Raw genomic sequence first — 24189 nt, forward strand, 5'->3', positions numbered from 1 at the left:
GCCGTCCTCGCCCTCCGCCTCACCAGCACCCGGCGCCGCCGCCGCATCGAAAAGCTGATCCTCCTCAACAGCCGCGGCACCCCCCTCGGCACATGAGCCGGCGTCCCCCGTTCCTTCCGATCACCGCATCCGCCCCTCAGGAGGTGGCGACATGAACCGACCCAGGCAACCGATGCCCGTCCAGCGGCCTCCGGTCCGGGGCCGCGTGCTCGCCCTCACGGCCGCGTTCGCGCTCGGCGCGATGGTCTCCGGCGGCGTGGTGTTCGGGATGACCCGGCCGAGTTCGATCGAGCAGATGGCCGACCAGATCCGCGCCGAGTCCGCCCTCCGGGACAAGGCGCAGATCAAGACCCTGACGGAGCTGGCCCGCACCACGCGGGACCGGCTCGTCCCCGTGCTCGACGGACTGGACCGGGCCCTGCCCGTGGACGGCACGGCAGGCCCTGCCGTGATCACCGCAGCCGACGTCGAGAACTGGCGGAAGGCCGCCACCGCGGCCGTGGAAGGCTTCGCCGACCCGCCATCCGGTGAGACCGCCACCAATGTGGCGCGGTCGAGTCTCACCTCCGCCGTGCGGCAGCTCGCCACGATCGTCGACACCTACGCCGCCGCGCGGGACCTCCCCGGACCGGCCCGCACCGCCGCGATGGACCTGGTCGTACGGCAACGCGCCGACGCGCTGTTCACCTGGTCGGTCGGAGCCACCGCCCTCGACGCCGTGAACGTCGACGCGGGCTACGGCCACCAGCACGTCTTCCTGCCGACATCACCCGGCGAAGGGGATCTCACCCCCGACGCCGAACCCGAAGGGAACCACGACTCGTGAAAAAGGCACTGACCTACGTCCTCACCGGCCTGCTGGCCGGGCTCGTGCTGATGCTCGGCGCACCGGCGGCCTCCGCCCACGGCGGAGCGATCAAGCTGGAGGTGACCGGGGACGGCGCCGACAACGTCAACGTGCTGGCGACGTACAAGAAGGACAACCATCCGGTCACGGAGGTCGTCGAGGCGACGCTGACCGCGACCTCGACCGACGGCCGTTCCTTCGGGCCGGTGCCGCTCAGGTCGGCGCCCGAGGGCCAGAACCTCTACCACTCCGCCGAGCCGCTGCCGAGCGGCGAGTGGGAGGTCACCGTGACCGCGACCGAGCCCTCCAAGGCGAAGGTGAAGGCGAAGGTGAAGGCGGGCGAGATCGCCGCCTCGCCCGTGGCGGCGGTCGGGCCGGCGCCCGCGCAGAGCAAGGCGGCCGCTGCCGCGGCGGCGGACGAGGAGAGTGCGACGGGGATGCCTTTCAAGATCGGCATCATCGTTCTCGTGGCGCTTCTCGCCGTCGTGGCCTTCATCGCCCTCGCCCGGCGCAACCGGGCGAGCATCGGGCGCTGAAAAATCCCGGGAATACAAATCGGACGCTGAACAACCCCGGGTGGAAATACACCAGGTGCAACACAACAGGTGGCCGTCCTCGTCCAGGACGGCCACCTGTTGTATTGGTTTGTATTGGTCCGGGCGTAGTGATTCAGGCGTAGTGCCGGTAGATCACCCGGGCGACGCAGGCCGGCTTGGCCGCGCCGTCGATCTCGACGGTGAAGTCGAGCAGCATCTGGACGCCGTCGCCGGGGACGTCCTCGACGGAGACGACGACGGCGGCGAGGCGGATCCTGCCTCCGACCTTGACCGGGCTGGGGAAGCGGACCTTCTCCAGCCCGTAGTTGACGCTCATCTTCACGCCCTGGATGTCGAGCAGCTCGCCGAACAGCGGGATGACCAGCGACAGGGTGAGGTAGCCGTGGGCGATCGGGCCGCCGAACGGCCCGGCCGCGGCCCGGACGGGATCGACGTGGATCCACTGATGGTCGTCGGTGGCGTCGGCGAAGGTGTTCACCCGTTCCTGGGTGATCTCCAGCCAGCCGCTGTGGCCGAGGTCCTTGCCGGCCAGCGCCTTGATCTCGTCGAGCCCGTGCACGGTGGTGGTCATGCGCCTGTCGTCCTCTCCTGCGTGCCGAGCCCGAGCAGGCGTACGGCGTTGTCCTTCAAGATTTTCGGGCGGACCTCGGGCTTGATCTCAAGCTTGTCGAAGTCGGCCAGCCAGCGGTCCGGGGTGATCACCGGATAGTCGGAGCCGAAGAGCACCTTGTCCTTGAGCAGCGTGTTGGCGTAGCGCACGAGCTGCGGCGGGAAGTACTTCGGCGACCACCCCGACAGGTCGATGTAGACGTACGGCTTGTGCGTGGCGACGGCCAGCGCCTCGTCCTGCCAGGGGAACGACGGATGGGCCAGGATGATCCGCAGCTCGGGGAAGTCCACGGCCACGTCGTCCACCAGCATGGGATTGCCGTACTTGAGCCGGATGCCGCCCCCGCCGGGAACGCCCGCGCCGATGCCGGTCTGCCCGGTGTGGAACAACGCCGGAACGCCCAGCTCCTCGATCGCCTCGTACAGCGGGTAGGCCACGGGGTCGTTGGGGGCGATGCCCTGGATGCTCGGGTGGAACTTGAACCCGCGCACGCCGTGCTCCTCGACCAGCCGCCGCGCCTCGCGCACGCCCGCCCGGCCCTTCCAGGGATCGACGCTGGCGAACGGGATCAGCACGTCGGCGTGCTCCGCGCAGCTCTCCGCGACCTCCTCGTTCGAGATGCGCGGATGCCCGGTGGCGTGCTCGGCGTCCACGGTGAACACCACCGCGGCCATCTTCCGCTCCCGGTAGTACGCGGCGATCTCCGCGATGGTCGGCTGCCGGTGCCCGTGGGCCTTGAAGTAGTCCTCCGAGGCGCCGAACAGCTCCGGGCTCAGCGAGCCGTGGCCGTCCTTGGAGATCTCCGCGTGCGTGTGGACGTCGATCGCGACCAGGTCGGCGACGTTCATGACGGCCATGTCAGGCTCCCGGGGCGTCCGCGGCGGGGACCTTCGGCGCGGGGATGCCGTACGTCTCCGGCTCGGCGCCGACACCCGACTGCCAGGAGGCGGCGATGGCCTCGGCCGTCCATCCTCCGTCGGCGAAGGCGACGGCCTTCTCCGCCGGGTGCGACCACAGCGCGAGGCGGTCGCCGCCGATCCCGATCGCCTGGCCGGTCACGCCCGCTGAGGCGTCCGAGGCGAGGAACACCACGAGCCCCGCGACGTCCTCGACCGTGCCCAGCCCCTCGTCCTTGCGCAGCCACTCGGGGAACGGCTTCCCGGTCCGCTCGGACTCCTCGATGATCGGGGCGAAGACGGGGATCGTCTTGGTCATCTCCGTCGCCGCCACCGGGACGACCGCGTTCACCGTGATGTTCGCCCTGGCCAGCTCCAGCGCCCAGGTCCTGGCCATCGCCACGATGCCCGCCTTGGCCGCCGCGTAGTTGGTCTGCCCGAAGTTCCCGCGCTGTCCCGCCGGCGAGGAGATCAGGATCAGCCGGCCGCCGCTTCCCTGCTCCCGCATCCGGATCGCCGCGGCCCGCGCGCACGTGAACGTGCCGCGCAGGTGCACGCCGATGACCGCGTCGAAGTCGTCGTCGGACATCTTCCACAGGACCCGGTCGCGCAGGATGCCCGCGTTGGTGACCATCACGTCCAGCCGGCCGAACTCCTTGACCGCCGTGGCCACCAGCAGGTCGGCCACCTCGGCGGAGCCGACCGCGGCGACGACGCTCCGCGCCTGGCCGCCGCCGGCGGTGATGGCCTCGACCACCTGCGCGGCCGCGTCGCCGTCCACGTCGTTGACGACCACGGCCGCCCCGGCCGCGGCGAGCGCTTCGGCGTACGCGCGGCCGAGCCCGCGGCCCGCACCTGTGACGACGGCGACCTTGCCGGAAAGATCCATGGGACTCCCCCTGAAATAAACGGCGATTATCGTGAATATATGACAGATTTATGATGATCGTCAAAGATCTGCCCAACATCTGTGCGGCAGCGGTCCCGGAGCATGGAGCCGGGTGACGACCGAGGTCAGGCCAGGACGACGTTCTCCAGCCACCGGCCGACGCGCTCGACCACCTCGTCGCCGAAGGTGCGCGCGTCGACGTTGTCGGCGTGGATCTCGATCACCGGGAACCCGGCCGCCTCCAGTGCCCTGGCCGTGAAGTAGCTGCCGCGCGGGTCGTCGGAGACCAGATGGACCACGCCGTCGATGCCGTGCAGGCGCGCCTCCTTCACGTACCACTCGCTCGACCACGGCGGGGTGTAGAGCTGGTCGGTGAAGGCGGCGAAGCGCGCCGCCAGCGCTCTCATCGGGTCGTCGCCGTAGCGGATGTACCCGTCGGCGGCGATGGCCAGGTACATCGACCAGACGAACACCGCGCCGTACTCGTCCTGGAAGCGCTGGTAGAAGCCCATGTCATACCAGAGGCCGCGGCCGATCCACATCAGCCGGGCCCGTTCGTCCGGGCACGCGGCCTGGCCCGTGTCGACCCGCTCGCGCACCTCCTCGTAGAAGCGCTTCGCGATGTCCCTGGCCCACTCGGTGCCGCGGTGCCACTGCGGGAGCATGACGCTGGGGATGCTGTCCACGACGCCGAGCGGCGCGGGCCGGGTGCGGGCGATGAGGTCGCGTGTCTTCCTGTTCCACTCCTCCTGCTCGCTGACCAGGGCCATCACCTCGCGGAAGCGGGACTCGCTGAAGCGCCTGCCGGTGGTGGTCTCCAGGAACCTGACGAGGTTCTCCAGCTCAGCGGTGAGCAGGTCCAGCCTGGCCGGGCCGACGGCCTGCTCCCAGCGGTGCGGCATGAGCTCCCACCAGTTGACGGGGACCTCGTTCTCGGCGGCGCTTTCCAGCGGATAGAAGGTGACGCCGGGCTCGTGACCCCAGATGTCGAAGACCTTGCGGGTGACGTCGCCGGTGGCGTCGCCGACGATGATGTCCGGCTTGGGCAGACCGCCCCACGGGCCGGCCTCCGGTTCGGGGTCGAAGGCCGAGCCGAGGGTGACGGCGTTGTACTGCTCGGAGTAGTCGGGGTAGCCGCGCTGCCGCACCAGCTCCAGGTAGTGCCCCGAGCGCTGTTTGGCCGCCACCAGGGACGCCCACCACTGGCTGACCGCGTACGGGATGTCCATCGTGCGGAAGATCTCATGCGGGACGTCCGCGTTCAGCAGGGCGAACGGCTCGCCGTCGGCGACCCGCCGCCGCAGGTCGGCGAACCATTCGCGCTGGTGCCTGCCCGCCTCGGCCGCGGTGGCGAGGGATTTCACACTGCGCATGGATGTTCCTTCCGCAGGGCGGTCAGGTCGGCGCGCCCGTACTCCTGGCGCTCCAGCAGCACGGCGGGGACGTCGAGCGCCGCGCGCTGCGCCGGAAAGTCCCAGGCCGGGGCCTCGTCGGCGATCCTGGAATAGGCGACGAACACCTCGGCCCGGCACTGCCGTACGGCCCGGGCCGCGTGCGCGGCGCGTTCGCCCGCCGTGGCCCGGTGGGCGGTCGGGCCGCTGTGGTGGTAGTGCTCGGCCAGCGCGTCGAGGCCGCCCGCGCCCACCGGCCTGTCCGGCTGCGGCCCGCCGAAGGAGTGGTCCTCGCCGACGATCACGTAGCCCTCGGACTCGACGGCCTCGTACACGTGCGGCGTGTCGTGGTCGCTGCCGCTCAGGAAGACGCGCCGCCCGGTGTGTTCTTCCAGCCGTCCCGCCTCGGCCAGCAGCCGTTCCAGCAACGCGATGTGCTCGTCCACGGGCAGGCCCGGGTCGGCCACCGCGAGGAACTGCCGCCCGGTCAGGCGGGCGGGCACGGCCCTGCGCAGCTCGGCGACGGCGGCCAGCAGCCGCCGGCGCTCGTCGTGCGCCGCCACCGCCCCGGCCAGGTCGAGGGGACGGCCGGTCCATGCCTCCAGCCTGGCCGCGAACTCGCCGATCCTGCGCCGGTTGTATCGGGCGGTGGTGCGGTGCGGCAGGTGCAGGATGTCGACGAGATACACCTCGGGCAGCCGCGTGCCCGGCTCCACGCGGCGCAGCTCGCGCAGCGCGTAGAACAGCCGCAGCGACGCCTCGCAGTCATGCGAGACCACGACGTGGTCCAGGTCGCCGAAGGCCCCGTCGAGCAGCCGGGTGAGCACCGAGCGGGCCATCGGATCCACCCCGCGGCCCAGGTAGCGGTCACCGAGCGCGGAGCCGGACTCCGGGTCGCCGGTGAGACGGAACGCGCTGACCCCCGCGGCCGTCAGCAGTTCGACCGGCATGTCCGCCCCGACGTACCCGACGACCGGCGTCCGGGTGCCTGCCAGGCCCTCCGACGAGGCCGGGGAGGCCGGGGGGCGGGGTGCGGCGCGCCGCGCGTACGCCTCCTCCAGCGCGGCGAGCGCCGTGGGCATGTCAGATCACCCCCTCTTCGGCCAGGGCCTTGAGCTCGTCGTCGGAGTAGCCGAGCAGGCCGCCGTAGATCTCGGCGTTGTGCTCGCCGAGCGCGGGCGCGGGCCGGTCGAGCGCCGCCTCGGAGGCGGAGAAGCGGATCGGCACGCCGGTCCCGTACAGGTCCCCCTGGCGGCCGTGACGCGGATGCTCCAGCGGCACGACCTCCTCGCGCTCCAGCACGAGCGGGTCGCGTACGGCGTCGCCGGGCTCGCGCACCTCGGCGGCGGGGACGCCGTGCAGGGTGAGCGCGTCGAGGATCGCGGCGAGCGGGCGGTCCGCCGCCCACGCGGCCACCAGCTCGTGCAGCTCGCCGGCGTTGGCGACGCGCGCGTCGCGGGACGCGAACCGCGGGTCGGCGGCCAGGTCGTCGCGTCCCATCGCCGCGAACAGGCCGCGGGCGAACGCGTCGGTGGGGCCGCACAGCGCGAACCAGCCGTCCGCGGCGGGGAACGTTCCGAACGGCGCCAGCCTGGGCACGGTCGTCCCGGTGCGCATGGGCAGGCCCAGCTTCTCGTAGGCGTCGAACGGCTCGCACGCGACCAGCGAGGTCAGCGCCCCCAGCATGGAGACGTCCACGTGCTGGCCCTGGCCGGTCGCGTCGGCGCGCAGGACCGCGGCGAGCGTGCCGATCACCGCGTACAGCGGCGCGACGAGGTCGCCCACCGGCAGCCCGAAGCGGACCGGCGGCTCGCCGGGCGCGCCCGCGGTCATCATCACGCCGCTGAGCGCCTGGATGATGGTGTCCATCGCCTTGCCGGAGCCGGGACCGCCCTGCGCGCCGAAGCCGCTGATCGACGTGCACACGATGCGCGGGTTGATCGCGCTGGCCCAGTCGTGGCCGATGCCGAGCCGCGTCATCACGCCGGCGCTGTAGTTGTCGATCATGATGTCCGCCTGCCTGACCAGACCGGCCAGGATGTCGCGGGCCTTGGGGTGTTTCAGGTTGAGCGTGACGCTCTGCTTGTTGCGGCCGCGCAGGAGCATCGACACGGACATGTCGTCGTCGCCGTGGCGGCCCAGCGTCAGCCCGTCCGCGCCGAGATAGGGGGCGTTGTTGCGGGAGGTGTCGCCGCCGGTCAGCGGGTTCTCCACCTTGATGACCCGGGCGCCGAGCCCGGCCAGCAGCAGCGTCGCGTACGGTCCGGACAGCGCGGTGGTCAGATCGATCACCGTGCGGCCGGCGAGCGGGCGGTCAGCCACGCAGCACCACCTCGTCTCCCTCCCAATGAAACTCCGTCGTCAGGCCCGCCTGCCGCGTGATGCGCTCGATGTACGCGACGACCCGCCGCCCCTCCTCGTCGTCACCGAGCGGCACCGGCCGCCCCGCGTCGTCGATCCAGCAGGGCACGAGGCCTGCCGACACCAGGCCGTCCCGGTCGAACCGGCAGACCGCGATCGCGGTGTTCCGGCTCTCGGGATGGAAGGGGTAGTGCGGCATGTCCGGATCGGGCGCGAAGCCGTACAGCTCGACTCTGCGGCGCGCCCACGCGGCACGTTCGCCCGCGTCGCCCGTGGCGGGCGTCAGCGCGTGAGTGACGGTCACGAAGTTGCCCAGGCCGTGATAGATCGGCCTGCCGCGGTACATCTCGACGCCGCGCATGATGTGGGCGTGGTGGGCGAACACGGCGTGCGCGCCGGCGTCGATCGCGGCGTGCGCCACGGGCCGCTCGTACATCGCCAGCACGGCGGGCGTGTGCCCGACACCCTTGTGCAGCGACACCGTCACGATGTCGGTCTCGGCGGCCAGGGCCGCCACGTCCTCGGCCATCCGCTCCAGCGAGGCGGGGTCGGCGAAGGTGTAGACGGCGGGCGGCCCGCCGGGACTCGCGTGGTCGAGCTCGTAGTGGGTCAGCACCTTTATGTATGCGCAGCCGGGCTTGCGGCTGGTCGCCCAGGACTCGCGGGGACCGACGCAGTTGTAGCCGAGCACCCCGATCCGCAGGCCGTCGTGCTCCACCACGGCGGGGCGGCGGGCCTCTTCAAGGGTCAGACCGGCGCCCGTGGTGGTCAGTCCCGCCTCGGTCGCATACTTGATCGTGTCGGCCACCCCCTGGTCGCCGGCGTCGTAGACGTGGTTGCCCGCGAGCGTCACCACGTGGAAACCCGCCTCGGCGACCGCCGACAGCGCGGCGGGATCGGCGGGCGGGGCGGGGACGTCGGTGCTGACCTGGGCGGTGGACGTGCTGTGGGGCACCTCGATGTGGCCGATCACCACATCGCCCCGGCCCAGCGTCTCCCGCGCCGGGGCGAAGAAGGACGCCGGGTCGGGCTCGTCGACGACGAGGTCGCCGACGGCCATTACCGTGAAACTCAAGGGGTGATCTCCTCTTTCAGGAGGCGTTCGCCGGGAATCTCCGCCGGACGGCCGGAGTAACGCGACAGGAAGGCGCGCAGGCGGGGCGAGGCGGGGGTGTCGGAGATCTCCTCGGGAGTGCCCGTCTCGACGATCTGGCCCTTCTCCATGAAGACGCACCGATCGGCCACCTCACGGGCGAAGCTCATCTCGTGCGTCACGATGATCATCGTCATGCCGCCGCGCGCGAGGTCGAGCACGACGCTCAGCACCTCGTCCACCAGCTCGGGGTCCAGGGCACTGGTGGGCTCGTCGAACAGCATGATCCGCGGGTTGGTCGCCAGGGCCCTCGCGATGGCGACGCGCTGCTGCTGTCCTCCGGACAGCATCCGGGGATGGGCGTCCGCCTTGTCCGCGAGCCCCACCCGCTCCAGCAGCCGCAGCGCCTCCCGCCGCGCGTCCTCCGGCCTCCGGCCGTGGACCAGCACCTGCGCCTCGATGACGTTGCGCAGCACGCTCCAGTGCGCGAACAGGTTGAACTGCTGGAAGACCATGCCCATGCGGCCGCGCTGGGCGGCCACCCGCCGGTCCGGCAGGGGGCGCAGGTGGCCCCGGTGGAACTCGTAGCCGAGCAGTTCCCCGTCGAGGTACATGGCCCCGCCGTCGATGCTCTCCAGCTGGTGGACGCACCGGGCCAGGGTGGACTTGCCCGAGCCGGACGGGCCGATCACGGTGACCACCTCGCCCTCGTGCACGTCGAGGCTCACCCCGTCGAGCGCCACGTGGTCCCCGAATCGCTTGCGCACGTCGCGGACGCGCAGGACGGGCGTGTCGCTCACCGCTGCCCCTTTCCGAAGTGCCGCTCCAGGCGCCGCTGGCCCATGGACAGGCTGATGACCACCACCAGGTACCAGGCGCAGGCCACGATCAGCAGCGGCACGATCTCGTAGGTCCTGTTGTAGATCACCTGCACCGAGTAGAGCAGGTCGGCCATCGCGATCACGCTGACCAGGGAGGTGCCCTTGAGCAGGCTGATGAACTCGCTGCCGGCGGGCGGGACGATCACCCGCATCGCCTGCGGGAGCACGACCTTCATGAAGCTCTGCCTGGCCGTGAACCCCATCGCGCGGGCCGCGTCGCGCTGGCCGCCGTCCACGGCAAGGATGCCGGCCCGGACGATCTCGGCCATGTAGGCGGTCTCGTGCAGGGTGAGCCCGATGACGGCCGCGGTCAGCGAACTGATCACGGAGTTGGTCGGCCACGAGACGAACGTCGGGCCGAACGGGATGCCCAGCGGGATCCGCGGCAGCAGATAACCGAGGTTGAACCAGAAGATCAGCTGGACCAGGGGCGGGATGCTGCGGAAGACCGTGACGTAGACGCCGCAGGCCCAGGCCACCGGCCGGAATCCGCTCAGCCTGCCCGCCGCGAGAAGCACCCCGAGCACGCTGCCCAGCAGCATCACGATGACGGTGAGCAGCAGCGTCATGCCCAGGCCGCGCAGGACGTTCGGGTCGAACAGATACCTGCCGGCCACCGGCCACTCGAACCGGGGGTTGCTGACGAGGAACCAGGCGAACTGCGCGACGAGCACGAGCAGCACGGCCCCGGCCGCCCACCGCAGGGGGCGGATGCGCGGACGGGCCGAGGCGACGTCCACGACCTGTGGTGCCATGGGTGGTGCCACGCTCATTGCGTCGCCGCGGTGTTCATCTTGGGCGCCGGCACCGCCACGTTCTGGAGCCCGTACTTGTCCATGATCTTCTTGTAGTCGCCGTTCTTGAAGATCTCCTTGAACGCGTCGAGCATGACCGGGCCGAGACCGCTCGACTTGGGCACGAGCATCGCGAGCTGGTCGACGCCGGCGCCCTGCTCCTCGGTCTGGGTGACGTACGTGAAGGCGTCCTTCTCCTTGGAGAGCACGTCGAGCGCGGCGCTCTCGGTCATGCCCGCCGCGTCGGCCCGGCCGGACTTCGCGGCGAGGATGGTGCCGTTGGTGTCGGCGAAGCCGATGAACTCGAGCCCCGGCTTGCCCTGCTTGGCGCACCACTCGGTCAGGCGCTTGGCCTGGTCCTCCACGATGCTGCCCGCGGTGCCGGCGACGCGCTTGCCGCACAGGTCACCCGAGCTCTTGATGGCCGACGCCCCCGCCGTGGGGATCAGATAGGAGGTCCGGGTGACCATCCACACGATCGCGTCGAACTGCTTCTCCCGGTCGGCACTGTCCTTGACCGGACCGTTGAAGGCGTCGTACCGGGAGGCGAGCATGCCGGACAGCGCCGCCGGCAGACCGCTGACGATCGAGATCTCGGTGCGGACCCCCAGCACCTTGCCGAGGGCGTCCTGCAGCTCCTTGTCGATGCCCGTGACGGTCTTGCCGTCGTCGGCGACGATCCGATAGGGCGGGTGGGAATCCCCGGCGAACCTGATGACGCCCGCTTCCTTGATGCCATCGGGCAGGGCGTCGTACAGAGCCGTCGCACCGGCCGGCCGCTGCGCCTCGCCGTCGCCTCCGCCGCAGGCTGCGGCGCCGGCGAGGGCCAAAGTCACCGCACCCGCGAGGATGGTCCTGGGCATTCTCATGGTGGTCCTTCCGCGACCAGATAATTCTGCACTTAACTTTGCGGTCGTGGGAATAAGTGTCACATCTGGAGATGCACGGCTGTCAAGAGGCGATTGTGCGGCGGAGAGATCTGCGGGGCGGCCGCGGCGCCGCCCCGTCACCGTGCGGCGGTCAGCTGAGCGCCAGGATGGAGCTGGTGCGGTGATGGGCGACCAACTCGGCCAGCCCGGGTTCGAACTCCGCGACGATCTGCTTGACGCGGAACTCGGCGAGCGGCCCGAGCGTGTCGTAGACCTCCACGAAGAGGTCTCTGGCCGCGGCGCGCGGCCAGTCGGCGGGCAGCAGCTCCGCCGGCAGGTCGGGGTCGTGGTTGGGGAAGGTCCGCCAGGTGTCCATGATCCCCGTACGCGCGACCAGCGCCTCGGACGCGCCGACCACGCCCCTGCGTACGCGTTCCAGGAGAGGCGAATAGCCGGCGACGAAGCCCTCGTAGGTACGCCGGAGCTGGTCGAAGTCCCACGCCTCCTGGGGGGCGCGCATGCCCGCCACGCGGAGGGCCTCGGCACGGAAGACCGTCGACATGGGGATGCCCAGCTCGGCGAGCACCGCCGCCGCGCTGTCGGCGCTCGCGGTCGGCGAGACCCACAGCCCGTCGTAGAGCGGGGCGAAGCCGAGCCAGCGCAACCTGGCGCGCAGCGCGTGGCGCAGGTCGCGCTGATCCTCGGAGATGGAGAACGCCGCCATCGCCCACGTCCCGTCCCACGCGCCCTGCGCCAGGCCGAAGGACATGATCCGCTGCCGCCCCTCCAGCAACACCGCGGCGGCCCGATCCGTCAGTCGATAGTAGGTGCGCCGCCCGATCCTGGACGACTCCAGCAGCTCCCGCTTGGTCAGGCGGCTGAGCGCGGCCCTGGCCGCCACCGCGGAGACGCCGAACTCCTCGGCCAGCCGCACCAGCGCCGCGGACGGCAGCTGCTCTGGCCTGCTGATCCAGTAGTCCCCGAGAAGCGTCGTGATCAGGTGCTGCGGGGGCGCGCCCACCTGGAAGCGCGGGAAATCGAGATCTTCTGCCTCAGAGCTCTCACCATCGTTCACAGCAGGAGTATATTGACAACGCTTGAGCGCGCGATCGTCACTGGAATGTCATGCTTTCACGGGCGGAAGCCGCACGATGTCCGGGACCACCGGATCAGCCGGTCAGGTCTCCGCGGGAGAGGAGGTCCAGGCGGTCGCGGTCGGTCGTCTCGTCGAATCTCGTGTGACGGCGTTTCGCCGGCGGCTCCATGGCCGACACCTGCGCGAAGGTGTGGTGCGTGACCAGCACGGCCAGCTCCGGGTCGAACTCGGCGAGGATCTCGCGGAACCGCCGCTCCGCCGGCTCCCCGAGCGAGTCGTAGATCTGCACGCACAGCCGCCTGGCCTCGTCGCGCGGCCAGCCCTCGGGCAGCAGCTCCGCCGGCAGGTCGGGGTCGAGCGTGGGGAACACCCGCCAGTCGGTCATGATCGCCGTACGCAGCCGCAACGCTTCGGCGGGGCAGGGACTGGACGTCGCCAGCCGCTCGGCCACCGGCAGGTGGGCATCGATGAAGCGCAGGTAGCGTGCGCGCAGCGCGGCGATGTCGAAGGCACGGTCGAGCACCGGGCGCACATCGTCGTCGGCGACCTTGCGCGCCCGGAAGACCATCGCATCGGGCACGCCCAGCCTTCGCACGAGCTCGGCGACGTCGTCCGTCTTGTCATGCGGGGACACCCACACCGCGTCGAAGAGCATGCCGAAGTGCAGCAGGCGCAGCCCGTCGCGCAGGAGGCGCCGGGTGTCCCGCTGGTCCTCGGGCACCGAGAACGTGACCACCGTCCACTGTCCGTCCCAGCGCGGAGTGGCGGCGCCGAACATCAGCAGCCGGCGGATGTGGGTCACGATCACGTCGGCCGCCCGGGGCGGCAGGCCGTACGCGGTGGTGCGGCCGCTGCGGGAGCTGGTCAGCAGCCCTCGTGAGGCGACCCGCCGCAGGGCGGCGCGGGCGCTGGTGGCGGTGATGCCGAACTCCTCCAGCAGCCGCACCAGCGCCGCCGACGGGATGTGCTCCTCCCGCCAGAACCAGTAGTCGCCCAGCAGCGTGGTCAGCAGCCGCTGTGGTTCTGGCCCCTGCCGGGCCCGGGGCAGGGAGCCGGGCTCTTGCGACGCGCGCACCGGGCGTCCCTCCATCGTCAGACTCCTCGGTCAGACTCCTCGGCCGGTGCAGGCTCCCCGGCGGGCCACCCTCACGAACATCCTCATTCTTCACCCTTTGGGGACATGGGGGCGCAGGAATCGGCCTGGCGTGTAGTGAACGAACTCCGCGGCGCCCAGGTCCGGGTTCCCGGCGGCCAGGCGTGCGGCCAGCGTTTGGAGCCGGTGGGCGTCGGCGTCCGTCCAGCGGCCGGTGATGACCCGTTTCTCCAGGGTCCGCACCGCGGCGACGAACTCGGCCCCGGTGTAGCGGCAGTGGCCGGGCCGGTCGACGAACGCCTGGCGCAGCAGCGCCTGGTTGCCGGCGCGCCGGACCACATCGGAGTAGGCGCGTGCCTGGGTGACGGTGGGGTAGTTGTCGCCGCGCTCGTGCATCGTGAGGACGGGCACGCCGAGCGCTCCGCGCGGGGTGAAGTAGTTCTCCATGTAGGCGACGGCGCCCGGGTCGGCCGAGACGCGCGGCGCCGCCGACAGGGCCGCGAGGTCGGCGTCGAGGTTCAGTCCCGCGCTCTCGTAGAGGGCGCGCACCTGCGGCATCCGCCCGGACTCCCGCAGTTCCCTGCGGTAGTCCACGCCGGTGTTCCAGGAGAAGTTCCCGCCCGCCCGCTGTTCCAGCGGATAGCGGGGAGAGAAGACGGTCGCCATGAACGCCGCGTACTCCTGGGCCTGCTGCCCCGCCCAGTCGTGCGGCGCCGGCTCGGCGGTGCCGGGCACCGACCAGGTGGAGACCTGGGCGAAGGAGGCCGCAAGGGCGATGCGGGCCCGGCCGGCCGGAGTCTGCTGGGCGGCGTCCAGGACGGCGCGGGCGGCCGCGACGCTCCGCGCCTCCTCGTCGTCGGAGGCGAGCCGTACGAGCTTCACCGTGTCGTCGCCGGGAGCGAGCAGCGTCTTGAACGCGAACGCCGCGTCCAACGACTGGTTGAGCATCGCCACCGGCCCGGCCACCGAGGCGCAGTAGGGCAGCGCCCCGTCGATGAGGTCGGGCCGGCGTTCGGCCAGACCTGCCGCGATTGCGCCGCCCATCGAGCCGCCCCAGGCCAGGGTGATCGTGGGCTTCCCCGCGACCTTGGCGAATTCGGCGAGCGTGTCGGCGGAGGCCCGCAGGGTCTCCTCGACGGCCCAGCCGCTTCCGTAGGGCCGGGTGCCGGCCAGCGCGTACCCGTGGGCGAGCAGCCAGCTCTGCGCGGCGGCGTTGCCGCCGAGGTCGGCCGGCAGATGCTGCGGCCCGGCGCCCTGGCCGTAGCCGGGGCTGAACGTCAGCACGGTGCCGTTCCAGTTGCGCGGCACCTCGATCGCGTACGTGGCGCCGCCCGGGTGGACGCCCGTGACGCTGATGGAGCCGGCCCGGCGGGATTCCGCCGAGGCCTGCGCCGGCGGGACGGCGAGCGCGAGGGCCGTGACCGTCACTGTGGCCGTCGCTGTGGCCGTGAGCACCGTCACGGCGCGGGTCGCCCGATTGATCACTGAACGAGGATTGATGTCCGCCTCCATGAGTGGGAAGCTGCTGCGACGCGAGATACGCAACAGTTCATCGAACGGTCGTCTATTTTTCGCCGCCAATTACGTTCGGCAGAAATCTTACGGTCGTCATAGAACTGTTGACAATGCTCTCGGGCCTGCTTACTTTGGCCCGACCACCTGCATGTGAGGAGCCTCGATGTTCCGAAAGTCAGCTCTGGGCGTCGTCGCGGCGGGTGCCGCGATCGCACTCCTGTCCGCCTGCGGTGCCGGCCCCGGTAGCACCCGCAGCGCATCCGCCGACGGTGGCGGGTCCGACGAGCTGGTCTTCGCCGCCATCCCGTCGGAGCAGAGCGACGATCTCGAGAAGTCGTTCGCCCCGATCGTCTCCGCGCTGGAGAAGGACCTCGGCGTTCCGGTGCGGTTCCAGGCCGTGACCAGCAACGCCGCCGTCGTGGAGGCGCAGGTCGCCAAGCGGGTGGACATCGCCGTCTACGGGGCCTTCAGCTACTACCTCGCACGCAGCCGCGCCGACGTCGAGCCCGTCGCCGTCCCGCTGGCCGCCCCGGGCGGAGAGCCCGGCGCGTACGCCTACGGGGTGACCCGCGGCGACGACACGTCGATCACCTCGCTCAAGGACGTCGCCGGCAAGGACGTCTGCTTCACCGACCCCGGCTCCACCACCGGCTACCTGCAGCCCCTCGCCTCGCTGCGGGAAGCCGGCGTCGACGTGGACAAGGACGTCAAGACGGTGTTCACCCACGGGCACGACACGGCGGTCGCCTCGCTGCTGGCCGGAGACTGCGACATCGCCTTCGTCGGCGACGTCTTCATCGACCAGCTGCTGCCCGCCCGAGGTCAGCTCAAGCCGGGGCAGGTCACCAAGGTCTGGACCTCGCCGCTCATCCCCGGGCCGCCGGTCGTGGTCGGCAGGTGGCTGCCGCAAGCCACCCGCGACAAGATCACCAAGACGGTGACCGGCCTGACCGCCGCCGGCGCCGCCTCCGCCGGGCTGTGCAAGGGCAGCGAGATCAAGGGCCCGAAGAACTGGGGCCAGTACGCCGACGCCCCGGCCTGCACCCTCGGCGCCTCCACCGCCTGGACGTTCGTCCCGGCCACCGACGCCACCTATCAGCCGATCGCGCGCATCTGCGAGATCACCAAGGCCGAGGTCTGCACGTCCGGTGGCTGAGGAACCCGCCGTGATCGGCGCCCCCGTGCTGCGGCTGTCGGAGGTCGGCAAGGGCTTCCACGGCACCACCGTGCTCGACGGCGTCTCGCTGGACGTCCCGCAGGGGCAGTTCGTCGCCCTGGTCGGTCCCTCCGGAGCCGGCAAGTCCACACTGCTGCGCCTCGTCAACGGCATGCACCTGCCGGACAGCGGCACCGTGCGCACTCTGGGCGAGGACCCCGCCGCCTGCTCCCGCAGCCGGCTGCGGGCCCTGCGCGCCAGGGTCGGCTTCGTCTTCCAGCAGTTCGGTCTCGTCGGGCGGCTGTCCGCGCTGGAGAACGTGCTGATGGGGTCGCTGGCCACCCTGCGCCTGCCGAGGTACGGGGTGATGAGCTACCCGCGCGCGCTGCGGATCCGCGCCGTGGAGCACCTGGATCGGGTCGGGCTGGCCGACCGGCGGTTCCAGCGCTGCGACACGCTCTCCGGCGGCCAGCAGCAGCGGGTCGCGGTGGCCAGGACCCTGCTGCAGAGCCCCGAGCTGATCCTCGCCGACGAGCCGGTCGCCTCGCTGGACCCGGCGGCGAGCACGCTGGTGCTCGAAATCCTCAAGCGGATCAGCGCCGAGGACGGCATCTCCGTGGTGTGCAGCCTGCACCAGGTCGAGCTCGCGCTCGCCACCGCCGACCGGGTCGTGGCGCTGCGCGGCGGCCGGCTGGCGCTGGACGAGCCCGCCGCCGGCCTCACCGCGGAGCGGCTGCGGGAGATCTACGGCACCCACGACACGGCCGAGGCCCATGATCGCCGGGCGGGAGCCCACGACGGCCCCGCAGGGGCCCACGACGGCCCCGCAGGGGCCCACGACGGCCCCGCAGGGGCCCACGACGGCCGCGCGGGAGCCCGCGACGGCCGCGCGGGAGCCCGCGATGGTTAGCACCACCCCCGCCACGCGCACCCCGGCCGCATCGGACCCGGGCCCGCTTCGTCCGCCGTGGAGCGCCCGCGCCCTCATCGGGGCGGGCCTGCTCGTCGCGGCCGTGGCCGTCACCTGGCTGACGTTCTGGTGGATCGGCCTGTCCCCCGCTTCGCTGGCCGCCGGGCTGGACGACACCGTACGGCTGCTGCGCCGGATGTGGCCGCCGGACCTGCCCGGCGCGGGAGACGTCGCCTCGATGATCGCGGAGACGCTGCTCATCGCGGTGGCGGGCACCGGCCTGGCGGCGCTCGCCTCGGTGCCGCTGGCCTTCGTCGCCGCGCGCACCCACAACGGCCCCCGCTGGCTCCGGCCGCCCGCCCGCGTGGTCGTCGTGCTGACCCGGGCCGTGCCCACGCTCGCCTTCGCGATCCTGTTCGTGCGGATCTTCGGCCTGGGCCCGCTGGCCGGCTCGCTCGCCGTCGCCGTGCACTCGGTCGGCATGATCGCCAAGCTGCTGACCGACGCCGTCGAGGAGACCGATCCCGCCCCCGCCGAGGCGGGCCGCGCGTGCGGGGCAGGCGAGGCGCAGGTGGCCGTCTCCACCGTGCTGCCCCGCGTGTTCCCCGCGCTGACCGGCATCGTGCTGTACCGCCTCGACATCAACATCCGGGCGTCGGCCGTGCTCGGCGTCGTCGGGGCCGGCGGCATCGGCGTGGCGCTGCAGACCGCGCTGGGCAGCCTCAACTACCACCGGGCGGCCGGGATCATCTGCGTGATCGTCGTCCTGGTTCTGCTGCTGGAGCTGCTGTCGGTGGTGGTCCGCCGTACGGTCCTCCGTCCCACGGCTCGCCGCCGCACGGTTCGCGGCCGCACGGCTCGCCGCCGCACGGACGCGCTGCCCGCCGGGCGTGCCCCGTACGAGGTCGGCTGGGACCGCGGCCGGGGGCTGCGGGTGACCGGCGCGGTGGCGGCCGGAGTGGTGTTCCTGGTGTCGCTGTGGTCCCTGGACCCCGACCCGGGCCGGCTGGCGGGGGCCTGGCCGAACCTGCGTGCCGTGCTGAGCGGCATGTGGCCGCCCGCGTTCTCCGGCGAGCTGCTCATGGCGGTGCTGGAGAGCCTGCTCATGGCACTGGGCGCAGCCGCGGCGGGCGCCGCGTGCGGGCTGGTTCTGGCCCTGCTCACCGCCGTCAACACCACCCCGTGGCGGCCGCTGTCCGCGGTGGTCCGGGTGCTGCTCGTCGTGGTCCGGGGCGTTCCCGACCTTGTGTACGCGCTGCTGTTCGTCGCCGCGCTGGGACTCGGCCCGTACGCCGGCTTCCTGGCGCTGTGGATCTCCTCCACCGCGCTCGCGGCCAAGTTCTTCGCCGACTCCCTGGAGCAGCTCGACCCGCTGCCGCACGAGGCGCTGACCTCGGTCGGAGCCCGCCGGTGGCAGGCGTTCGCCGCCGGGATCTGGCCGCAATTCGTGCCGTCGTTCACCGGCAACGGCCTGTTCGTGGCCGACCTGGCGCTGCGCGAGTCGGTCGTGCTCGGCATCGCCGGCGCGGGCGGCGTCGGCTACCTGATGCAGGAGTCGATCGCCACCCTGCGTTACGACACCACCGCCGCGATCGTCATCGCGATCGCCGTCGTCGTGTACGCCATCGAGACACTCGCCCGGATCGCACGCGGGCACCTGCTGTGAGCGGGCGGGCGCAGGACGGGAAGGGAAGGGATCTCACCATGACCACCACCGCCGGCGGCCTCGGGCGCGCCTCCGACTGGGACCCCACCGCGCCGGAGACCTTCGACAGCTCGCACGAGGTCTACGCCGGGTTGCGGCGACGCTGCCCGGTGCCGTGGAGCGACGCGTTCGGCGGCTTCTGGGCCGCCACCCGTTACGAGGACGTGGTGCGCGTGGCCCGCGACAGCGAGACGTTCAGCACCGCGGTGCAGAACGTCGTCCCGCACGTGCCGCGCACCCAGCGCCGCCCGCCGCTGCACTTCGACCCGCCCGAGCACGGGATCTACCGTGCTCCGATGGACCGGGTGCTGCGCCGCAGCGTCGTACGCCGTCTCGAACCGGCCTTCGCGGAGGCGGCGCGCGAGCTGCTGGGGCCGCTCCTGGCCAGGGGCGGCGGCGACTACTCCCGGGAGTTCGCGCTGCCGTACGCGGCGCAGTGCTTCGCCATCTTCCTCGGCCTGCCGGTCGAGCGGGTGCTGGAGATCCGCCGGATCGGCGTCGCGTACAGCTTCGCCATCCAGGAGATGGACCGGGCCGGGGTCATGGCGGCGAGCGAGGAGCTCTACGCCATCGCCCGCGCCATCGTGGAGGACCGCCGGGCCGACCCCCGCGACCCGGACGAGGACCTGGTGTCCAGCCTGCTGCGGGCGTCCGCCGACCCGGAGCGGCCGATCCCGTACGACATGGTCGTGGCCACCGTCCGGCAGACCATCGTGGCCGGAATAGGGGCGCCGCACGCCGCGCTCGGCAGCGCCGCCGTGCATCTGTCCCGCGACCCCGGCCTCCAGGACCGGCTGCGCGCCGACCCGGGCCTGCTGCCCGCGGCGGTCGAGGAGCTGCTGCGGCTGTACGCCCCCTATCGGGTGTTCGCCAGGACCGCCACCCGCGACGTCGAGCTCGGCGGCCGCACGGTGCGGGCCGGCGAGGCGATCGCGATGATCTTCCCCTCGGCGAACAGGGACGAGGCGGTGTTCGACGAAGCGGACCGGCTCGACCTGGAGCGGCGGCCCAACCGGCACCTCGCGTTCGGGCGGGGTGCGCACCGCTGCCCGGGCGCGGCGATGGCCCGGCTGGAGATGACGGCCGCGCTGGGCGAGCTGCTCGCCGGCACCAGCCGCGTCGAACCGGACGGCGAGGTGGAGATGTTCAACTGGCTGGAGTTCGGGCCCAGGTCGGCGCCGCTGCGCCTCGTCCCCCGCTGATCCCACCACCGAGTCGGCACCACCGAACCCGCCACCGGGCCCACCACCGAGTCGGCACCACCGAACCCGCCACCGGGCCCACCACCGAGCGGCACCACCGAACCGCCGCCGGGCCCACCACCGAGTCGGCACCACCGAGAACCGAGCAGCGCGACCGAACCCGCCATCGAGCAGCACGACCGAACCACCACCGGGCCCGCCATCGGGCCCGCCCGGCATGTGCCCCCCCACCACTGCCAGACGCCCCGCCGTGATTCCTGACCCTGCGGGGCCCGAGACACCCCGTTCATCAACCGTGGAGGAAACGCACTCGTGTTAGCCCGATCCATGACCGCGCGAACCCTGCTGGCGGCGACCGTGGGAGCGGTCGTCCTCGCCGGTTCCGGCGCCGCCGCGGCGTCGTCCCCCCAGAAGCCGCCGCCGCCGAAGCCCCCCGCGACCGGCACCCCCGCGCGCACCATCCTGGCCACGGTCCGCGAGGCCGCCCAGGGGCTGCCCGGGCACACCGTCTACCGCCCGGCCGATCTCAAGGCGCTGCGGAAGGACAGCCTGCCCGTGATCGTCTACGGCAACGGCGCCTGCGCGACGAGCAACCTGGAGGGGATCACGTTCCTGACCGGCCTGGCTTCGCAGGGCTACATCGTCGTGGCCAACGGCGGGCTGGACGAGTTCCCCGTCCCCAGCACCCCCGAGGACACGATCGCGCACCCCGAGGCGCTCCTCGCCGCCGCCCACTGGGCCACCGAGTCGAAGCAGGCCCGCAAGCAGTTCGACGGGCGAGCGGACACGACGCGGGTGGGCGTGCTCGGCCACAGCTGCGGCGGCGTCGAGGCCCTCGCCGCCGGGACCGACCCCATCATCGACGCGGTCGCCGGATTCAACACCGGCTATCTCCCGGACCCGGCCTTCGGCGGCTACGGGCGCGACCGTCTCGCCGGTCTGCACACGCCGACGCTGCTGGTGAACGGTGGTCCCGACGACGTCGCCTACCAGAACAGCATCGACAACTACGCCCTGCTGAACGTCCCGGCCGCCCTGGTCGGCGACACCGCGGCCGGCCACACCGGCCTGATCGCGGGTCTCGAGGCCACCAAGGGCTGGCAGGTGGCCGCGGACTGGTTCGACTACGTCCTGCGCGGAGACCGGGCAGCCGGGGCACGCTTCATCGGCCCCGGCTGCGGGCTGTGCGGCGAGAACGGATGGACGGTCGAGACGAAGGGGCTCCCGCTGTGATCCGCCGCAGAGTGACCGCGTGCCTGGCCGCCGCGCTGACGGCCGTCGCCGGAAGCGGAACCGCCGCCGCCTCCACCAGACCTCCCGGCGGCACGCCGTGCCTGCCGGACTCCCCCGCCCACCCGACCTGCGTCAGCGGCACCCTCAAGGACGGCACGCCGTACGAGTTCGTCGTCCCGGCCCACTGGAACGGCACCGTGGTGGTCGCCCTCGACTTCGCCGGCACGGGCCGCAGCGAGCCGCTGACCGCGCGGCTGCTGGCCGACGGCGTGGCCCGCGGCGGCACGAGCCGGGCGATCACCGGCTGGGACATCCGCTCCGCCATCGACAACCAGGCCGAGGCGCTGGCCCGTTTCGAGCAGGCGTACGGCCCGGCCCGGAAGGCGATCGCCTCCGGGACCTCGATGGGCGGTTTCGTCGCCGCCGGCGTCGCCCAGGTCCACCCCCACGCCTTCGACGCCGCCGTCCCGATGTGCGGCGGCCTCGGCGGGTCGGTCGGCCAGTGGAACCAGAAGCTCGACACGGTCTTCGTGCTCGAACGCCTGGTCGCGCCGGGACTGCCGGTCGTCGACATCCCCGCCGACATCGAATCGGCCAGGAAGGCGTGGATCGACGCGCTGGCCGCGGCGCAGCAGACCCCGCAGGGGCGGGCCCGGATCGCACTGGCCGCCACGATCGGCCAGTTGCCGGCCTGGGGACGCAACCCCGACGGGTCCGCGCCGCCGCCTCCGGACAGCCGGGACGCCGCCGCGCTGGAGCAGGGCGCCTACCTCGCGCTCGCCGGTGGGCCGCTGCCCTACATCGGGCAGGCCATGAGCAGCCGGCGCCAGATCATGGACGTGGTCGGCGGAAACCCGTCCTGGAACACGGGCGTGGACTACGACAAGCAGTTGAGCCTCGCCGATCCCGCCCTGCGGCATGCCGTCCGCGACCTCTACAAGGCGGCGGGTCTGGACCTCGCCGCCGACCTGAGGAGCCTGGCCGCCGCGCCCCGCATCGCGGCGGACCCGGACGCCGTCAAGCGGTTCTCGCGCGGCATCGTCCTGAACGGCGACCTGCGGATCCCCGTGCTCACCCTGTCCGGCACCGGTGACCAGATCTCCACCGTCGCCCAGCAGCAGTCGTACGAGGAGAACGTGCGCCGCGCGGGAGCGAGCTCCCTGCTGCGCCAGACGTACACGGAGACCGTCGGCCACTGCGACTTCTCGCCCGCGGAGCAGGAGGCGGCGCTGACGACGATGCTCGACCGGCTGCGGACCGGTCACTGGCCCGCGACGTCCGCCCCGGCGATGAACGCCCGCGCCGCGGCGCTGGGGGCCGACCCCGCCCCACGGTATGTCCCGTTCAACCCGCCCCGGTTCAACCGTCCCTATCCCGGCTGACCCGGGGAGGCCGCTGCCCGGACCACCCGGTCCGGGCAGCTCCCGGACGCCATTCGGAGCCGGATTTGGGCCTGTTCCGGGGCGTGCTCCCGGTCACGACGGAGCCGGTGCATCCGCACCCGCAATACCTGTTGAGGGTGCCATTGCAGGTCACCGTACCGTCGTGGGGCGTGCGCGCACGTGCCACTGCGGGCGACCACGGGCCGAAGCGCTTCAGCCGGCAGGCCACCCGTTCGGCATGGCCGTGTCCCGGTCGAGGACGCATCCGCGCACGCGATGACACGCCGCCGTGAACGTCGCTATCCGGGTCGTTCGTCTTGGCCGTCGTGCACCTCCGCGTACGCGACTCTCCGGCAGGGCGGCCCTGGCGGACGTGGTGTCTGTCCGCCGGAGCCGCCCCGCGACCTGACCACCCGAGAGCGGTCCCGGGCGAAATGTTAGCGCTAACAATTCTCCCGTGTCTGCGTTTCCTTCTCTATCCGATGGCCGTGGTGGCAGCCCGGAGCCAATACGAGGAGAAGAGGCGATGTCAAGGACGGCACCTCTTCCCCGCCGATGAGCAGAGCACGCACATGCGGGTTCATCAGGTGTTATCGAGGGCCACCGCCCGTGCGGCGGCAGCTCCGCTCTGAAACTTTCTCGCGATACTTGACACAATTTCGCGTTGTTTTCCAGACTGTTTCTCCGAGGCGGTTTTCTCCTGCCATGTGGTGGTGCGCGGTGAGGACCGCCGTTCGCGACGCCCTGGTGGTGTGCGTTTCCTGATCACAGGACGCGGCGTCGATCACGCGGAGCAACGCCCGCGTGTCCGCTTTTCCTGCACCGGCTCCGTGGCCGGCGGCGGCTCCACGACCTTCGGGTCCGCCGCGAACGGCACCGCGGCCCCCGGCCGCTGCTCGCATCAGCGCCTGACGGCGGCCGGACATGATGATGAGGAGAACACAGATGCGTCTGCCCTGGAGAGCGCGGTCACCGCGCCCCTCCGCCGCCACGACGGCGGCGGCGCCCCGGCGGGCCTCGCGCCGCGCCCTCGTGATCGGCTCCATCTCGGTCCTGCTGGCCGGAACCGGCGGCCTGCTGATCACACAGCCCGCCCAGGCGGCCGTCGCCTGCCGGGTCGACTACACCATCAGTTCGAGCTGGCCGGGCGGCTTCAACGCCAACGTCACCATCAACAACCTCGGCGACGCGGTCAACGGCTGGCAGCTGACCTGGTCGTTCGGCGCCGGCGAGCAGATCACCCAGATCTGGAACGCCACCCACACCCAGTCGGGCTCCTCGGTGACCGCTACCAACGTCTCCTACAACGGCAGCATCCCCAGCGGCGGCAGCACGAACTTCGGATTCAACGGTTCCACGAACGGCTCCCCCCAGGTGCCCACGTCGTTCTCCCTGAACGGTGTGGCCTGCACCGGTAGCCCGGGCTCGCCCAGCCCCTCCCCCACACAGTCTCCCAGCGCGTCTCCCAGCGCGTCTCCCAGCGCGTCGCCCAGCGCGTCGCCCAGTGCGTCGCCAACGCGTTCCCCGTCCCCGTCCCCGTCGGTGACGCCGACATGTGACCTTCCGTCGTCGTACCGCTGGACCTCGACCGGTGCGCTGGCGACGCCGAAGTCCGGGTGGGTCTCGCTGAAGGACTTCACCAACGTCGTCTACAACGGCAAGCACCTCGTCTACGCGACGACGCACGACAACGGATCGAGCTGGGGCTC

General features: G+C 71.9%; 22 protein-coding genes. 9 read left to right on the forward strand and 13 right to left on the reverse strand.

Features of this window, described 5'->3' with window-relative positions:
* The first annotated feature begins 151 nt into the window (after positions 1-151).
* Positions 152-826, forward strand: a complete 675-nt coding sequence (locus FLV34_RS36430) for a hypothetical protein (protein ID WP_147945289.1) — start codon at positions 152-154, stop codon at positions 824-826.
* Positions 823-1383 carry a hypothetical protein gene (locus FLV34_RS36435; RefSeq protein ID WP_142652459.1) on the forward strand — a complete coding sequence of 187 codons (561 nt, stop codon included), beginning with the start codon at positions 823-825 and terminating at the stop codon, positions 1381-1383. Before FLV34_RS36430 ends, FLV34_RS36435 begins: the two co-directional genes overlap by 4 nt.
* Before the next feature lie 133 nt (positions 1384-1516).
* On the opposite strand, the gene FLV34_RS36440 is transcribed toward FLV34_RS36435, so the two are convergent.
* The 13 genes from FLV34_RS36440 to FLV34_RS36500 form a co-directional block, all read right to left on the reverse strand.
* On the reverse strand, positions 1517-1975 hold the full coding sequence (locus FLV34_RS36440; RefSeq protein WP_142652458.1) for a MaoC family dehydratase: 459 nt from the start codon (positions 1973-1975) through the stop codon (positions 1517-1519).
* Positions 1972-2862 carry an amidohydrolase family protein gene (locus FLV34_RS36445; protein WP_142625111.1) on the reverse strand — a complete coding sequence of 297 codons (891 nt, stop codon included), beginning with the start codon at positions 2860-2862 and terminating at the stop codon, positions 1972-1974. The genes FLV34_RS36440 and FLV34_RS36445 overlap by 4 nt, the downstream gene beginning before the upstream one ends.
* A 10-nt stretch (positions 2863-2872) precedes the next feature.
* Positions 2873-3799 carry an SDR family oxidoreductase gene (locus FLV34_RS36450; RefSeq protein ID WP_142652457.1) on the reverse strand — a complete coding sequence of 309 codons (927 nt, stop codon included), beginning with the start codon at positions 3797-3799 and terminating at the stop codon, positions 2873-2875.
* Positions 3800-3924: 125 nt separating this feature from the next.
* Positions 3925-5172 carry a 2-hydroxyacyl-CoA dehydratase family protein gene (locus FLV34_RS36455; RefSeq protein WP_187280824.1) on the reverse strand — a complete coding sequence of 416 codons (1248 nt, stop codon included), beginning with the start codon at positions 5170-5172 and terminating at the stop codon, positions 3925-3927.
* Positions 5160-6272, reverse strand: coding sequence for a 2-hydroxyacyl-CoA dehydratase family protein (locus tag FLV34_RS36460; RefSeq protein WP_142652456.1), 1113 nt, complete (start codon positions 6270-6272; stop codon positions 5160-5162). Before FLV34_RS36460 ends, FLV34_RS36455 begins: the two co-directional genes overlap by 13 nt.
* Position 6273: 1 nt before the next feature.
* Positions 6274-7512 carry a CaiB/BaiF CoA-transferase family protein gene (locus tag FLV34_RS36465; RefSeq protein WP_147945290.1) on the reverse strand — a complete coding sequence of 413 codons (1239 nt, stop codon included), beginning with the start codon at positions 7510-7512 and terminating at the stop codon, positions 6274-6276.
* Positions 7505-8626, reverse strand: coding sequence for a CapA family protein (locus tag FLV34_RS36470; protein ID WP_261986038.1), 1122 nt, complete (start codon positions 8624-8626; stop codon positions 7505-7507). Before FLV34_RS36470 ends, FLV34_RS36465 begins: the two co-directional genes overlap by 8 nt.
* Positions 8623-9444 carry an amino acid ABC transporter ATP-binding protein gene (locus FLV34_RS36475; protein ID WP_147945291.1) on the reverse strand — a complete coding sequence of 274 codons (822 nt, stop codon included), beginning with the start codon at positions 9442-9444 and terminating at the stop codon, positions 8623-8625. The genes FLV34_RS36470 and FLV34_RS36475 overlap by 4 nt, the downstream gene beginning before the upstream one ends.
* Positions 9441-10280 (reverse strand): amino acid ABC transporter permease, encoded by an 840-nt coding sequence (locus FLV34_RS36480; RefSeq protein ID WP_205831233.1) that lies wholly within the window; start codon positions 10278-10280, stop codon positions 9441-9443. The genes FLV34_RS36475 and FLV34_RS36480 overlap by 4 nt, the downstream gene beginning before the upstream one ends.
* Before the next feature lie 14 nt (positions 10281-10294).
* On the reverse strand, positions 10295-11188 hold the full coding sequence (locus tag FLV34_RS36485) for a transporter substrate-binding domain-containing protein (RefSeq protein WP_240972219.1): 894 nt from the start codon (positions 11186-11188) through the stop codon (positions 10295-10297).
* 151 nt (positions 11189-11339) lie between these two features.
* On the reverse strand, positions 11340-12263 hold the full coding sequence (locus tag FLV34_RS36490; RefSeq protein ID WP_260617555.1) for a PaaX family transcriptional regulator C-terminal domain-containing protein: 924 nt from the start codon (positions 12261-12263) through the stop codon (positions 11340-11342).
* A 94-nt stretch (positions 12264-12357) separates the two neighbouring features.
* A complete protein-coding gene (locus tag FLV34_RS36495; protein ID WP_147945292.1) occupies positions 12358-13374 on the reverse strand; it encodes a PaaX family transcriptional regulator C-terminal domain-containing protein in 1017 nt (338 codons plus the stop codon).
* A gap of 75 nt (positions 13375-13449) precedes the next feature.
* Positions 13450-14862 carry an alpha/beta fold hydrolase gene (locus tag FLV34_RS36500; protein WP_142652451.1) on the reverse strand — a complete coding sequence of 471 codons (1413 nt, stop codon included), beginning with the start codon at positions 14860-14862 and terminating at the stop codon, positions 13450-13452.
* Between the two features lie 193 nt (positions 14863-15055).
* Here FLV34_RS36500 and FLV34_RS36505 point away from each other — a divergent pair, with 193 nt between their 5' ends.
* From FLV34_RS36505 to FLV34_RS36535, 7 genes are all read left to right on the forward strand, one after another.
* Positions 15056-16048 carry a phosphate/phosphite/phosphonate ABC transporter substrate-binding protein gene (locus FLV34_RS36505; protein WP_142652450.1) on the forward strand — a complete coding sequence of 331 codons (993 nt, stop codon included), beginning with the start codon at positions 15056-15058 and terminating at the stop codon, positions 16046-16048.
* 10 nt (positions 16049-16058) lie between these two features.
* Positions 16059-16958, forward strand: coding sequence for a phosphonate ABC transporter ATP-binding protein (locus FLV34_RS36510; protein ID WP_222709757.1), 900 nt, complete (start codon positions 16059-16061; stop codon positions 16956-16958).
* Complete coding sequence (phnE, locus tag FLV34_RS36515; protein WP_147945294.1) at positions 16951-18624, forward strand: phosphonate ABC transporter, permease protein PhnE; 1674 nt, start codon at positions 16951-16953, stop codon at positions 18622-18624. Before FLV34_RS36510 ends, phnE begins: the two co-directional genes overlap by 8 nt.
* 38 nt (positions 18625-18662) lie before the next feature.
* Positions 18663-19865 carry a cytochrome P450 gene (locus FLV34_RS36520; protein ID WP_147945295.1) on the forward strand — a complete coding sequence of 401 codons (1203 nt, stop codon included), beginning with the start codon at positions 18663-18665 and terminating at the stop codon, positions 19863-19865.
* 327 nt (positions 19866-20192) lie between these two features.
* Positions 20193-21098, forward strand: a complete 906-nt coding sequence (locus tag FLV34_RS36525; protein WP_142652446.1) for a hypothetical protein — start codon at positions 20193-20195, stop codon at positions 21096-21098.
* The gene (locus tag FLV34_RS36530) at positions 21095-22480 is read left to right on the forward strand and encodes a S9 family peptidase (RefSeq protein ID WP_222709758.1); all 1386 of its coding nucleotides are present in this window, start codon (positions 21095-21097) and stop codon (positions 22478-22480) included. Before FLV34_RS36525 ends, FLV34_RS36530 begins: the two co-directional genes overlap by 4 nt.
* A gap of 945 nt (positions 22481-23425) precedes the next feature.
* A partial coding sequence (locus FLV34_RS36535; protein ID WP_187280825.1) for a non-reducing end alpha-L-arabinofuranosidase family hydrolase occupies positions 23426-24189 on the forward strand: 764 nt, incomplete at its 3' end.

Origin of the sequence: Microbispora sp. CSR-4 (genome assembly GCF_008033685.1) — a bacterium.
GTDB lineage: Bacteria > Actinomycetota > Actinomycetes > Streptosporangiales > Streptosporangiaceae > Microbispora.